Below are 13,009 nucleotides of genomic sequence, written 5' to 3' on the forward strand. Positions count from 1 at the left end.
GGCGTCATGAAATATCAAATTGGAGAGATAATATTCGCCGATGACCCCATCGTGGTAAATGAGGGCCTGCCGACCATAGACCTGATCGTCAGCAATTCGGGAGACAGGACCATACAGGTATGCTCTCATTATCACTTTTTTGAAGCCAATACGGCGTTGAGATTCGACAGGGAAAAGGCCTTTGGCTACAGGCTGGATATTCCGGCTGGCACGGCTATAAGGTTCGAGCCGGGCGAGGAGAGGAAGGTAACGCTGGTGCCGTATAAGGGAAAGGAAAATCTTTACGGGTTCATGGGGGCGACGATGGGCAATGTCCACGACCCTGAAGTGAAAAAAGCAGCCATTGAAAAGATGAACGCGATATTAAAGGAGTGTGAATGATATGGCAGTAAAGTTATCCAGACAGGAATATTGTGATATGTTCGGACCTACGGTCGGCGATAAGATACATCTCGCAGATACCGGCCTTATTGCGGAGATAGAAAAGGATTACGCGGCAGACTGCTACGGGGATGAAGTGCTTTTCGGCGGAGGAAAGACAGACAGAGACGGAATGGGAAATATGTCGGGCAAGACTACAGAGGACGGCGTGCTTGATGTCTGCGTGACCAACGCTATAATCATAGACCCTATGGTAGGAGTGGTGAAAGGCGATATCGGCATCAAGGATGGTGTCATCGTAGGAATAGGAAAGGCGGGGAACCCCGATACCATGAACATAACGCCGGGGCTCATCATCGGATGCGCTACGGAAGTAGTATCGGCAGAAGGTCTGATGGTAACGCCAGGAGGAATAGATGTGCACGTTCACTTCGAATCCCCCGCACAGGCATGGGAAGCTATGAGCAACGGCCTGACCACCATGCTGGGCGGCGGCTCGGGAGCCAAGACGACCAGTGTCGAGACACCGGGGCCGGAGCACCTGCTGATGATGATAGAAGCTCACGAAGAGCTGCCCGTTAACGCGGGCTTCCTGGGAAGAGGGAACTCAAGCCTTCCGGAAGCCATAGAAGAACAGGCGCTCAACGGGGCCATAGGAATGAAGATACATGAGGATTTCGGAGCGACACCTGCAGTCATCAAGTGTTGCCTCGATGTAGCCGACAAGTACGATTTCCAGGTGCAGATACATACGGATACTCTCAATGAAGGAGGGTTCGTAGAGACGACTATAGACTCCTTCGGCGGCAGGACCATACACACTTACCATTCGGAAGGAGCCGGTGGCGGTCATGCTCCGGATATCATGAGAGTAGTGGGAGAGCCTAACGTAATACCGTCGTCAACCAATTGCACCAACCCATATACGGTGAATACCGTGGCGGAGCATCTGGACATGATAATGGCGGTGCATCATCTCAACCCTAAGGTACCTGAAGATGTGGCTTTTGCCGATTCCAGAGTAAGAGGAGAAACAATAGCTGCCGAGGACGTGCTTCATGATATGGGCGCTATTTCCATTCATGGTTCCGACTCCCAGGGAATGGGAAGAGTTGGAGAGACCATACTGAGGACGTGGCAGATGGCTGCTAAGATGAAGAAGCAGAGAGGCCCACTTCCGGAGGAAACGGGCGATAATGACAACGAGAGGATACTTCGCTATATGGCCAAGTATACTATCAACGCGGCAAAAGTGTTTGGTATAGACGAATATGTAGGTTCGCTGCTTCCGGGCAGACTGGCTGATTTCTGCGTTTGGGATCCGGCCTTCTTCGGAGCCAAGCCTTGGCTGGTATTCAAATGTGGACAGGTGGCCTACTCATCATCAGGTGATGTGAACGCGGCTATAGAAGTAGCGCAGCCTATGATCTACAGGAAACAGTATGCGTCATGCGGGAGCGCTCTCAACAGGTACAGCAAGATATTCGTGACACAGGCAGCTATAGACGCAGGTCTGGGCGACAAGGTGCCTAATTCCAAACATAAACTGCTGCCTGTGAAGAATACGAGAAACCTGAGAAAATCGGACATGGTAAGAAACAGCTATTGTCCTGATGTGAGAATAGATCCGGAGACTTACAAAGTATATATCGACGGCGAGTATATAACTTGCGATCCGGAAGAGGTAGTATGCCTCAACCACAAGTATTTCTTCAGATAGATGACCGGGAGGGAACATGATCATTGAGAAAATCATCGGCAGTATAGCTGATTTCCAACACGAGGGACTCGAGACAGATAAAGTGTTGCTGGATCATCACGACATGGAAAGATCCCATCAGAAGATGATCAGCGAAGGCGGAGAAAAATTAGCCGTATCCCTGGATCACGGAGAAAAGCTGTTCCGCGGCGCGGTGCTTTACAAAGACGAGAAGAAGATGATAGTTGTCGATATGATACCGGAGGATGCCTTGGAAATACGGCCGGAGGGAAACCGGCAATGGGCGAAGGCAGCCTTCAATATAGGGAATATGCATCAGCCGGCATACATATACGATGATTGCATAGTGATCCCCTATGACGCGATCATGGAGAATCTCCTTAATTCCATAGGTGTGGCCTTTACACGATGTGAGCGGAAGCTGGACGGAGAGAAAGCGACTCACGTCGTGGGAGGTCAACATCACCATCACCACCATCATCACCACGATGACTGAGACCAGGAGTGTGCCATGATGAATGATAAGCAGTTGTTTTATCTGATGCAGATAGCCGGAGGGACATTTCCCTCCGGCGGTTTCAGCCAGTCCTGGGGCCTTGAGACTTATGTAGCCAATGGGAAAGTTTCCGATGAGGCGAGTTTCAAAAGGTTCATGGAAACGTATCTGGAGAGCACTGTAGCTAAATGTGAAGGGCCTGTGATGTGTCAGGCATACAGGCTGGCGACAGATGGAGACAACAGGAAAATAGAAGAACTGGAAGATCTGAGTCGTGCCGTCAAGGTGACCAAGGAAGGCAGAGAGTCCAGCCTGAGGATGGGCAAGGCATTCATGAGGATAATGGCGGATATAACGGACGATGAGAAACTGACAGAGATAAAGGACATGTGCGGACCGGAGGGGATAACATATCCTGTGATATATGGTCTGGTATGCGGAAGGCTGGGTCTGGACATAGGTGAATCTATGAAGGCGTTCGTGTTCAGCACGGTCAATGCTTTGGTTCAGAGCGCGGTCAAGCTGGTCCCGCTGGGGAACAAGCAGGCGCAGCGGATATTGCTGGAGCTTCATCCATTGATGGAAGCGACAGTGGAAGCCGGGATGGAGACACCTCTGGAAGATATCTCAAACTTCTGTCCCGGGCTGGATATCGCCGGGATACTGCATGAGTATCTGACTACGAGGCTGTACATGTCGTAAACAGTGGAGGATATAGTATGAGAAGGCCTGTAAAGATAGGCGTCGGAGGACCGGTGGGCTCCGGAAAGACGGCGCTGATAGAGAAGCTATGCAAAAATTTGAGAGACGAATATCAGATAGCAGTCGTGACCAATGACATATTTACAAAGGAGGACGCTCGCATCCTGACAGCGGCGGAAGCACTGCCGGAAGAGAGGATAATAGGTGTGGAGACGGGAGGCTGTCCTCATACTGCCGTCAGAGAAGACATTTCCATGAACCTGGACGCCATAGATGTGCTTCTGGACAGATTCGATGATCTGGATATAATATTCGTGGAGAGCGGAGGAGACAACCTGGCAGCCACATTCAGTCCCGAGCTGGTGGATGGCCTCATCTTCGTCATAGACGTGGGGGAAGGGGAAAAGATCCCGAGGAAAGGCGGCCCCGGTATAACTAAGTCCGATCTGCTGGTGATAAACAAAATAGACATAGCACCGTATGTCCATAGTGATCTGGGGGTCATGGACAGAGACACTAAGGTCCAGAGAGGAGATAAGCCTTATGTGTTCACTAATCTTTTCGACGGCACCGGCCTGGATGAAGTGATAAGATGGGTGAAGGAAGACATGTTGTTTGAGGAATAGGAAGTTGGATATGAAGAAGACGACCGGAGAATTATCTCTCCTGTTCAGAAAGAAAAAGAACGGGCAGACTTATCTTGCGGAGCAGTACTATAAGTTGCCGCTGCAGGTCATGAGAGCTCATTACCAGGACAGTGACGGGACGGCATTCATATATCTTCTGAATCCCAGCGGAGGAGTCCTGCAGCACGACAGACTTCTGACGGAAATAACCCTGGAGGAAGGAAGCAGGGTATATGTGACGACGCCGTCCAATACGAAATTCTACAAAATGGATGAAGGCTACGCAAGGGTGGAGAACGTGATCACTGTCGGCAGAGATGCGGTGCTGGAGTATTTGCCGGAGCATAATGCGCCTTTCGCCATGTCAGAGGCTTATCAGGAAAACGAATTCCATCTTTCGGGAAGTTCAGTGCTGATAGCATCCGATATGGTAAGCGCCGGAAGAGCTACGTGCGGAGAGAAGTTCGACTACAGGCTGTACGCTTCCAGAACGAGGATATATGTGGACGGAAAGCTGAAAATATACGATTGCAGTCATATAAAGCCTGACGAAACGGACATGGAAAGGCTGGGATATATGGAAGGCCATTTGACAAACGGGACCATATATGTGTACGCCGAGAGGATAGAAGACGCCTTGCCGGAGCGGCTGAACGCCATGGAGGCTCACGGCGATGTCGTTTTCGCGGCAGGTAAGATAGATGACAGCATGATGATCGTCAGGTTCGTGGGAGGTGACATGGTGTCCCTCAAGGAGACTCTCAATGACATATGGGGGCAGATAAGACGCGATGTGCTCGGAAAGGAACCTGTGAGGATAAGGAAGTACTGATTGGAGGGGATATGATGTTCAGAGAAGTCAGGAGAAACAAAAAACAGATACTAACGGCAGAGCAGTGTGAAGATATCCTGAGGCAGACTACGTCAGGAGTCCTGTCTGTCCTGGGTGACGACGATTACCCTTACGGCGTTCCCATGAGCTATGCTTATGATGACGGCAAACTGTATTTTCACGGAATGCCGGCGGGGCATAAGATGGATGCGTTGAAAAAGCACGACAAGGTGTCCTTCACGGTGATAGAGACGGATCATATCGTGCCGGATGAGTACACTACTTATTACAGGAGCGTGATCGTATTTGGCAGGGCGAAGATCATCGAAGACCCTGAGGAAAAAGTGGATGCGCTGCTGAAACTGGTGGACAAATATTCAGCCGATTATCGGGAAGGGAGTATGGAAGAGATAAATGGCAAACTGAAAGCTGTGTGTATATTCGTGGTAGACGCTGAACATATTTCAGGGAAGGAAGCGATAGAATTCGCAGAGGCACGGTAGCGGTGATCCCTCAATCCATGGAGACGAGGCCGTCGCGTCGGATCGGAAGTCTGATGTGACAGGCCTTTTTTTGATGCTACGGTCAGCGGGAAGGTAAAATGCGGACGGCAGCGCATTTTTTTCCATAAGCCGCGCATAATAATCGAAAGAAGAGTTTTAACTGGAAAAGAGGGATAGTTCATGGCTGATAACAGGAAAATAGAGAGTAAGGCCGACGAAGGGGAGAGGAGCGGACGCGGCAGTACAGATGATCTGCATGGTCGGGTAGCGAAAAAAGATGTGGCGAAGGCATACGAGAAGTATGCGGAACGATTCACGCCGAAACCTCGATATTTTTTCAATTCACTGAAGGCTTTCGCGACAGGCGGGATGATATGCACAGCGTCGCTGTGGCTGGAGCGGAAGTTCATGGCGGCAGGAGTACCGGAGCAGGATGCCGGTATCTGCGTAGTCATCATCCTCATCATGGCAGCTCAGCTCCTGACCGGACTGGGATGGTTCGATACTGTCGGCAAGCATGTGGGAGCTGGTGTCATCGTACCCATTACCGGTTTTGCCAATTCCATGGTGGCGCCTGCGCTGGAATATAAAAAGGAAGGTATCGTTCTGGGGGTAGGAGCAAAACTCTTCTCTCTGTCAGGGCCTGTGCTTGTTTCCAGTATAGCGTTGTCTACAGCCATTGGTCTCATTTATTGGGCTGTGGGCGTGATATGGTAGGGGGCGGCGATGACAGAGAGAAAAAGGAAGAAGCGGACACAAACGCTGATATTCAGGAACAGACCGTATGTGGTAAGCTCCTATTCCCTGGGCGGGAAGAAGGAAGGGGAAGGGCCGCTGGCGGGGTGGTTCGACTGCTGCCTTTCTGACGATACCTTCGGAGAGAAGACATGGGAAAAGGCGGAAAGCAAAATGTTGAAAACGGCCATGACTGAGGTGATGGCCAGGGCAGGCAGGGAGAGGGAGGAGGTAGGAGCCATGCTCAGCGGCGATCTTCTCAATCAGCTGATGTCATCGTCCTTTATGGCCAGGGACATGCATATCCCGTTCCTTGGCATGTACGGAGCCTGCTCCACCATGACGGAGTCGCTGATGTTGGGCTCTGTGCTGGTGGATGGAGGATACAGCGATAACGTCATCATAGGTGCTTCCAGTCATTACTGTACAGCGGAAAGACAGTTCAGGATGCCGCTGGAGCATGGCAACCAGAGACCTCCGTCAGCCCAGTGGACAGCCACGGCAGCGGGAGCCATGCTGCTTTCCATGGAGGATGAAGGAGAGAAGATGGAGGTCGATGAGAACGGCGATGTGAAGCAGCTCAGGAAGGTGAGAGTGGAGAGTGGGACAATAGGCAAGGTGATAGATGCCGGAGTCAAGGATGCGAACCAGATGGGGAGCGCCATGGCGCCCGCTGCCGTGGATACCCTTCTCAATCATTTGCAGGATACGGAAAGGACACCGGACTATTATGACGCTATACTTACCGGAGATCTGGGGTTCATAGGAAGAGATATCGTCACTGATCTTCTGACAGACGCAGGTATATCGGCGGAGGTATTGGAGAGAGTGTACGATGATTGTGGCGCCATGATATATGGGAAGCGGCAGGATGTCCACAGTGGAGGGAGCGGCTGTGGATGCTCAGCATCAGTCTTTGCCGGATACGTGTTCAAGAGAATGGCCAGAGGCGAGCTGAAGCGGGTGCTTCTGATATCTACAGGGGCTATGTTGTCTACCATAAGTCCGTTCCAGGGCGAATCCATACCGGGGATAGCGCATGCTATTTCCATGGAAGCGGAATGATTTGCGGAGGTAAATGATGGAGTATCTATATGCATTTTTGACAGGCGGTGCCATATGTGTCGTAGGACAGATATTGATGGATGCCACTAAGCTGACAGCTCCCCGGGTGCTGGTGCTTCTGGTGAGCGCCGGAGCTGTACTGCAGGCATTAGGCCTGTATGAGCACCTGGTGGAGTTCGCCGCCACAGGAGCGAGAGTGCCGCTTCCCGGATTCGGTTACAATCTGGCAAGAGGCGCTATGGAAGGCGCGGAGCAGGGACTTCTGGAGGCTCTGACAGGGGGAGTGAAGGCCGCTGCGGGAGGGATATCAGTAGCCATAGGATGGGGATATCTGATGGCTGTCATATTCAATCCGAAGTCTGTAAGATAAATGATCTGATAAAGCCGATAAAAATAAAAGGCCCACGGCACCGGGATATCCCAGCGCCGCGGGCTCTTTCGCATTATCGTCATATCTTCTTCCATCAATTCTCCGTGGATGGCACCGTAGGATCCGTGCCGGAGTCGGAAGAAGATCCTGTTGTAGGTACTGTCGGAGCTTCGGTAGGCGGAGCTTCGGTAGTCGGAGCCGCCGTCGTCGATTCCGGCGCTGTCGTCGAAGGTGTCAGACTGACTCTCGAATAAGTACCTTCGGTGTAGTATTCTCCTCCTGTGCTTATTACATTGTCCGGCCTGTCGCGGAAGGATTCGGTAGGGAGTCCTTCGCAGACTCTGCTCATGATGGCCGACCAGAATCTGGCCGACATGGCACTGCCGGAGGTGAGCTCTATATTGACGTCATTACCCATCCACAGAGCCATAGTGTACTGCGGCGTGAAGCCGGAGAACCAGGCGTCGTAGTTGTTGTCGGTAGTACCTGTTTTACCGCCGACAGGCTGTGAGCCGATGGCGGCACTGCTACCGATACCCTGCGTAACTACGGTGCGGAGTATGTCGGTCATTATCCATGCCACGCCTTCATCGTATACCTGTTCGCTTTCGGAAGTCTTTTCGAACAGGACTTCATCTTCCGAATTGAGGACTCTGGTGTAGCATATCGGTTCTTTGTATTCACCGCCGTTAGGGAAAACAGCGTATGCTGCTGTCAGCTCCAGCGGAGAGATACCGTTGGTCATACCTCCCAGAGCCAGAGCAGCAGGATTGAGATCGTTTACTTCACCTTCTTCATCAACGGAGGTGATACCTACCTTTTTCAGCATCGAGACTGAGTAATCGGCACCTACTTGCTGGAATGTCTTAACGGCGCAGGTATTTACCGACTGCTGGACCGCTCTGCGGAGAGTCATTTGGCCTCGATATCCCGAGTAGGCATTCTTAGGCCACGAACTGCCGTTGAGGTTTATCGGTGAATCGTTTATTATGCTGCCGGCTGTGATGTAGTCGCCCCAGTTACTTCCGTCGCTGTTGTCCAAGGTCATGGTCCTGCCGTCCCGTTCGTACTCGTAGCTCATCTGCAGCCCCGGGCCGTACACGGCGATAGGCTTGATCGAGGAACCAGGCTGCCTGGTGCTGGTCGCTCTGTTGAAGAGCTGTTCGCCGGTCGTGCCCCGGCCTCCCATCATGGCTTTTATCTCTCCCGTAGAGTTCTCCATGATGACCGTAGCGGCCTGCGGCTGGCGGGTTCGCTGTTTGAGACTGTAGTTGTTGCTGGAGACTACATAGCTGTCTCCGCTGGCGACGAAGAAATCAGGATAGTCCTCGAAGAACTGAGCCGATATCACGGCGTTCCCGTCACCGTCGACAGTTTTGTAGCCCTGAGGGATAGAGAGGGCGCCGCTTTCTATGAAGTAGAAAATGCCGTCTTCATTGACATACATGCCCTTGAACTCTATGCTGACATCAGGTTCGCCGTTGACTTCGGTTTCGTATATGTTCAGTCTGTTACCGGCAAGTATTTTCATACTTCCGTCGCTTTCCATGGTGTACTCGTCGCTGGAGAGAACGAACTGATCTTCATCGTTGAAGTAGTGGGAATAATCGTACAGCAGCACTTCACCGCTGTCGCTGAGCAGTGCTCCGTCGCTGTTGGTCCTCACGTAAGCGACTCCGGCGAAGTTGTCAGGGTCGTCGAATTCCTCCTCGACTATGGACTGGATCCTGGAGTCGAGAGTAGTGTATATCTGAAGCCCTCCCGTATATATCATGTCCTGAGCGGTAGCCTGATCCACCCCATACTCAGAGACGATGTCGTCCGTAAGCTGTTCGACGACGTAGTCGGTGAAATAGGAGGACATGCTGTCACTGGATGAGACTCCTACCTTTATGTAATTGCGAAGGTCATCGCTCAGCCATTGGTTCATCTCATCTTCTGTTATATAGCCTTCGCGCTCCATGTTCCGAAGGACCATATCACGCCTGTCCTTGGATATATCCCCATTGTACAGGTATGTGGCCGAATCGGTACTGGCCACAGTAGGCAGGGAGGAGGTCGTGCTGCCTTCGTAATCGGCTACAATGATGGAGTAGGTGTCAGGCGACTGCGGAAGAGCAGCGAGCGCCGCGCATTCCAGTGTGTTGAGATCCTGGACATTCTTGGAAAAATATGCCTGGGATGCTGCCTGGACACCGTATGAATTGAACCCCAGATAGATGGTGTTCAGGTATGCTTCCATTATCTCTTCTTTTGTGAGGTTCTTTTCCAGCACGATGGTACAATAAGCCTCTGATATCTTTCGGTTGAGGCTCCTCTGGCTCTTTATCTCCGACAGATATACGTTTCGTGCCAGCTGCTGGGTTATGGTGCTTGTACCGCTTATCTGTCCTCCGCCGAAGATGCTGTCTCTCACGGCCCCTATCATCCTGACGAAGTTGAATCCGTTGTGAGACCAGAAATTATTGTCTTCTATAGACACGACGGCGTTTACCAGATCTTCCGGCATATCCTCATAATCGACGATAGTCCTGTTGCCGTCGGAAAAATACAGATTATCGATCTCATTGCCGTCGGCATCGTACATTACGGAACGCTGGTTCAGCATGGAATAGATGTTGTTGGTGTCTACCTCAGGCGCTGTCATGAATATGACCCCTACATAGATACCTACGCCCAGGATGAGTCCCAGGCAGATGAGGCCGGCAGCTTTGAGCCATGTGTATTTACCGCCGGATGCTTTTGCTTTCTTACTGCCGCCCTGCTTCTTTCGCGATGCGGCGGCTGTAAGACCGCCCTTTCTGCGGGTTTTGCCTGATGATTCTGACGCGGCACCGGCGTTTCTGCGGCTTCGTGTCCCGGGGCGGGAGCCGCTTCGAGACGCGTTGCCCCTGCCGGACCTTCCCGCAGCGTCCGCAGATGAGCTGCCACTTTGCTTGCGCCTGTTCTGATCGACCGTAGCCTGATCGAACTGAGCGAAAAACTCATTTATATCGTCATGTTTGTTGTTATCGTTGCGTTTATCTGACAAGATCCCTTCCTCCTAGCAATTTGAATTAATCGAAATAATTATATCATTAAAAAAATGAAAAGTAAAAGAAAATAGAAGAACTTTCACAGTACCTTGACAAAAATGATTTAATGGAATAAAATTACATAAAAGGGATTTAAAGGTTTGAAAAGAGGCGGTGATCATGGTCAGAAGGCCACTTTTTTACATAGCGGCGGCTGTTTCAGCGTCAACAGCAGTCGCATATCATATGGGGACAGGCATAGCACTGGCCTTGTCGTTGATTTTCGGGGCTTTCATCCTTATATGGCGGGATAGAGCCGGGAAGAGGAGTTCCGCAGTCGTGCTGCTGGCTGTGGCATACGTCGCGGGAACCGCTAATTTCTGTATCTACAGTGCTGTGAATGGGGGATCGGAGGTTCCGGAAGGAAGGTCTGTGCAGGTCCTGGGAAGGGTGCTGCAGGCAGAAGAGAAGCGGCAGGACGATGATACGGTGAAGATCGCTGTGACGTTGTTGGTGAAAGATGTGAACGGGAAGGCCGTCAAAGCTCGTGAGAAGATCCTGGTGAATCTGTACATAGACGATGAACGGACGAAGGCCGGCGCAAAGGTCAATGCGGCAGGACTCGTCGCGGGGGACGAGATCAGGGTGTTTGGGACGGCGGAAGAGCCGCAGGGAAGACGCAACCCGGGATGTTTTGATTACAGACTCTATCTGAAGACTGTAGGAATAGAACGCGTGATGCAAGCCGACAGCATGGAGGTGGCGAAAGCGTCGGGTTACGGGACGCTGACAGGGAAGCTGCATGTGTTGAGAGAGGAGTTCATCTTTGGCCTTGAGCGGGAGATAGGCACAGAGACGGCGGCCATGATCGCAGGGGTGCTGTTCGGGCAGACGGAGGGGATGGATGAGGACACGCTGGAGGAGTTCCGCCGGAACGGGACTGCTCATATATTGTCGGTCAGCGGACTTCATATAGGGTTGATATACGGCATCATCTCCAGGATATGGATATGGAGGAAGGGATATCTTTACTTTGCGCTCACCATGTCGTTCTTCGGCTGTTATATGGTAATGGCTTCTTTTTCGCCTCCTGTGGTGAGAGCTGTATTTATGGTGGGCCTCCACCTGCTGGCAAAGGTGAAGAACAAACGATATGATCTGGAATCGTCGGCATATCTGGCCGGACTGTCGATGATGGCCTCCAACCCTATGACTTTGTTCAACACAGGATTCCAGATGTCTTTTATGGCTATTCTCTCCATAGCGGTAGTGATGCCTGTCGTGAAGCGGTTTTACAGTGGCGTCTTCCTGTCGGGGGCAGCGGTCCAGGCAGGGCTGCTTCCTTATACGGCCTATATGTTCAATTATGTATCGCTGGGAGCTGTCGTGGTCAATGTGCCCATCGTGTTCATCTCAGGACTGGTGGTCCCTCTGGGGCTGATCTCGATGGCAGTCTCTGGAGTTTCCGGGACGCTGTTTTCTCTTATGGCGGAGATGACAGGAGGGCTGTGCCGGATGATGGCGGCACTCAACAGTGTCACGACGGTGGACGGAGTGACCGTGTTCACGGTCACCAGTCCGGATATCAGTTTCCTGATGATCTATTACCTGTTGCTGGCGGTGTTTCTCAGGGAAGATGGCCGACTGCTTTTCATGAGGCGAAAGAGAAAAACGATAATTTTTCTGGCGGCGGTCGTGACGGCGGGTGCCATAGCTCTGGGAGGAGCCTGCGGCGATGACTTCGGAAGGGCGCGGGCGGTCTTCGTGGATGTAGGGCAGGGCGACTGCCTGCATATAAGGACTGAGGACGGGAGCAATTACATGATCGACGGAGGCGGGAGCATGGGATACAGTGTCGGGAAGCAGGTGCTGAAGCCTTATCTGCTGAAGAATGGCGTAAGGAAACTGGATGGGATCTTTGTCACTCATCTTCACACCGACCATTACCGGGGAGCGGCGGAGCTGTGTGGTGAAGGGATGGCCGACAGACTGTTCCTGTACGAAGGGAATAGAATAAAAGAAGAACAGGTGTTGGAGGAGACAGGGCTGGATGCCGGTCAGCTGACATATCTTTATGGCGGGCAGACGGTGAAGCTTTCGGAGAATGTGGGGGTAGAGGTCTTGTGGCCTGACAGGAGGACAGAGCCGGAATACCGGAAACTGGCGGAGGATGAGGAAGACGAAAACGGCTCCAGTCTGGTTCTGCGAGTGCTGGTGGAGGAGAAGACCTTGCTGATGACGGGGGATATAGATGAGGAATGTCAGGAGGAACTGGCGGCAGTTCATGGCAGCAGGCTTGAAAGCGATATATTCAAGGTACCTCATCACGGCAGCAAATACAACTATTGTCAGAAGCTGATAGATGAGGTGTCGCCTCGGTATGCCGTGTTCCAGGTAGGAAAGAACAATTTCGGTCATCCCGACAAAGGTGTTGTTGAAAATTACCTGGGACAAGGTATAATTGTATATAGGAACGATAAGGACGGAGCTGTGGCTTTTGAGTTTACGAAAGACGGCGGGACTCGCGTCATGACAGTGAGGCAACGACAGCAAAAACGATAAAAG

At 51.8% G+C, this 13,009-nt stretch carries 12 protein-coding genes; 11 read left to right on the top strand and 1 reads right to left on the bottom strand.

The window, feature by feature from the left end; genetic code table 11:
* Positions 1-6 precede the first annotated feature (6 nt).
* The 10 genes from ACQY69_RS01115 to spoVAE all read left to right on the top strand — a co-directional run bounded on the left by ACQY69_RS01115 (position 7) and on the right by spoVAE (position 7,430).
* A complete protein-coding gene (locus ACQY69_RS01115; protein ID WP_428257904.1) occupies positions 7-381 on the top strand; it encodes an urease subunit beta in 375 nt (124 codons plus the stop codon).
* A gap of 1 nt (position 382) precedes the next feature.
* Positions 383-2,101 (top strand): urease subunit alpha, encoded by a 1,719-nt coding sequence (gene ureC, locus ACQY69_RS01120; RefSeq protein ID WP_428257906.1) that lies wholly within the window; start codon positions 383-385, stop codon positions 2,099-2,101.
* A gap of 16 nt (positions 2,102-2,117) precedes the next feature.
* Positions 2,118-2,597 (top strand): urease accessory protein UreE, encoded by a 480-nt coding sequence (locus ACQY69_RS01125; protein WP_428257908.1) that lies wholly within the window; start codon positions 2,118-2,120, stop codon positions 2,595-2,597.
* Positions 2,598-2,612: 15 nt separating this feature from the next.
* Positions 2,613-3,299 (top strand): urease accessory protein UreF, encoded by a 687-nt coding sequence (locus ACQY69_RS01130; protein WP_428257910.1) that lies wholly within the window; start codon positions 2,613-2,615, stop codon positions 3,297-3,299.
* A gap of 17 nt (positions 3,300-3,316) precedes the next feature.
* Complete coding sequence (ureG, locus tag ACQY69_RS01135) at positions 3,317-3,925, top strand: urease accessory protein UreG (protein WP_428257912.1); 609 nt, start codon at positions 3,317-3,319, stop codon at positions 3,923-3,925.
* Positions 3,926-3,935: 10 nt separating this feature from the next.
* Positions 3,936-4,757 (top strand): urease accessory protein UreD, encoded by an 822-nt coding sequence (locus ACQY69_RS01140; RefSeq protein ID WP_428257914.1) that lies wholly within the window; start codon positions 3,936-3,938, stop codon positions 4,755-4,757.
* Positions 4,758-4,771: 14 nt separating this feature from the next.
* Complete coding sequence (locus tag ACQY69_RS01145; protein WP_428260985.1) at positions 4,772-5,260, top strand: pyridoxamine 5'-phosphate oxidase family protein; 489 nt, start codon at positions 4,772-4,774, stop codon at positions 5,258-5,260.
* A 180-nt stretch (positions 5,261-5,440) separates the two neighbouring features.
* Entirely contained in the window at positions 5,441-5,977 is a 537-nt protein-coding gene (locus ACQY69_RS01150) for a SpoVA/SpoVAEb family sporulation membrane protein (protein WP_428257915.1), read from the top strand.
* Positions 5,978-5,986: 9 nt separating this feature from the next.
* Entirely contained in the window at positions 5,987-7,060 is a 1,074-nt protein-coding gene (spoVAD, locus tag ACQY69_RS01155) for a stage V sporulation protein AD (protein WP_428257917.1), read from the top strand.
* Positions 7,061-7,073: 13 nt separating this feature from the next.
* Complete coding sequence (gene spoVAE, locus ACQY69_RS01160) at positions 7,074-7,430, top strand: stage V sporulation protein AE (protein ID WP_428257919.1); 357 nt, start codon at positions 7,074-7,076, stop codon at positions 7,428-7,430.
* 94 nt (positions 7,431-7,524) lie between these two features.
* Here spoVAE and ACQY69_RS01165 read toward each other — a convergent pair whose 3' ends face one another.
* On the bottom strand, positions 7,525-10,461 hold the full coding sequence (locus ACQY69_RS01165) for a transglycosylase domain-containing protein (RefSeq protein WP_428257921.1): 2,937 nt from the start codon (positions 10,459-10,461) through the stop codon (positions 7,525-7,527).
* A gap of 163 nt (positions 10,462-10,624) precedes the next feature.
* Between ACQY69_RS01165 and ACQY69_RS01170 the strand changes: the two genes are divergently transcribed.
* Positions 10,625-13,006 (top strand): ComEC/Rec2 family competence protein, encoded by a 2,382-nt coding sequence (locus ACQY69_RS01170; RefSeq protein ID WP_428257922.1) that lies wholly within the window; start codon positions 10,625-10,627, stop codon positions 13,004-13,006.
* The last annotated feature ends 3 nt before the right edge of the window (positions 13,007-13,009 follow it).

It is taken from the genome of Gallibacter sp. Marseille-QA0791 (genome assembly GCF_965119705.1).
Taxonomy (GTDB): Bacteria; Bacillota; Clostridia; order Peptostreptococcales; family Anaerovoracaceae; genus Lentihominibacter; species Lentihominibacter excrementipullorum.

Excerpts from the sequence above, each read along its gene's own strand:
- ACQY69_RS01130 (WP_428257910.1), top strand. The coding sequence starts at position 2,613 with ATGATGAATGATAAGCAGTTGTTTTATCTGATGCAGATAGCCGGAGGG.
- ureC (WP_428257906.1), top strand. The coding sequence starts at position 383 with ATGGCAGTAAAGTTATCCAGACAGGAATATTGTGATATGTTCGGACCT.
- ACQY69_RS01125 (WP_428257908.1), top strand. The coding sequence starts at position 2,118 with ATGATCATTGAGAAAATCATCGGCAGTATAGCTGATTTCCAACACGAG.
- ureG (WP_428257912.1), top strand. The coding sequence starts at position 3,317 with ATGAGAAGGCCTGTAAAGATAGGCGTCGGAGGACCGGTGGGCTCCGGA.
- ACQY69_RS01115 (WP_428257904.1), top strand. The coding sequence starts at position 7 with ATGAAATATCAAATTGGAGAGATAATATTCGCCGATGACCCCATCGTG.
- spoVAD (WP_428257917.1), top strand. The coding sequence starts at position 5,987 with ATGACAGAGAGAAAAAGGAAGAAGCGGACACAAACGCTGATATTCAGG.
- ACQY69_RS01145 (WP_428260985.1), top strand. The coding sequence starts at position 4,772 with ATGTTCAGAGAAGTCAGGAGAAACAAAAAACAGATACTAACGGCAGAG.
- ACQY69_RS01170 (WP_428257922.1), top strand. The coding sequence starts at position 10,625 with ATGGTCAGAAGGCCACTTTTTTACATAGCGGCGGCTGTTTCAGCGTCA.
- ACQY69_RS01150 (WP_428257915.1), top strand. The coding sequence starts at position 5,441 with ATGGCTGATAACAGGAAAATAGAGAGTAAGGCCGACGAAGGGGAGAGG.
- spoVAE (WP_428257919.1), top strand. The coding sequence starts at position 7,074 with ATGATGGAGTATCTATATGCATTTTTGACAGGCGGTGCCATATGTGTC.
- ACQY69_RS01140 (WP_428257914.1), top strand. The coding sequence starts at position 3,936 with ATGAAGAAGACGACCGGAGAATTATCTCTCCTGTTCAGAAAGAAAAAG.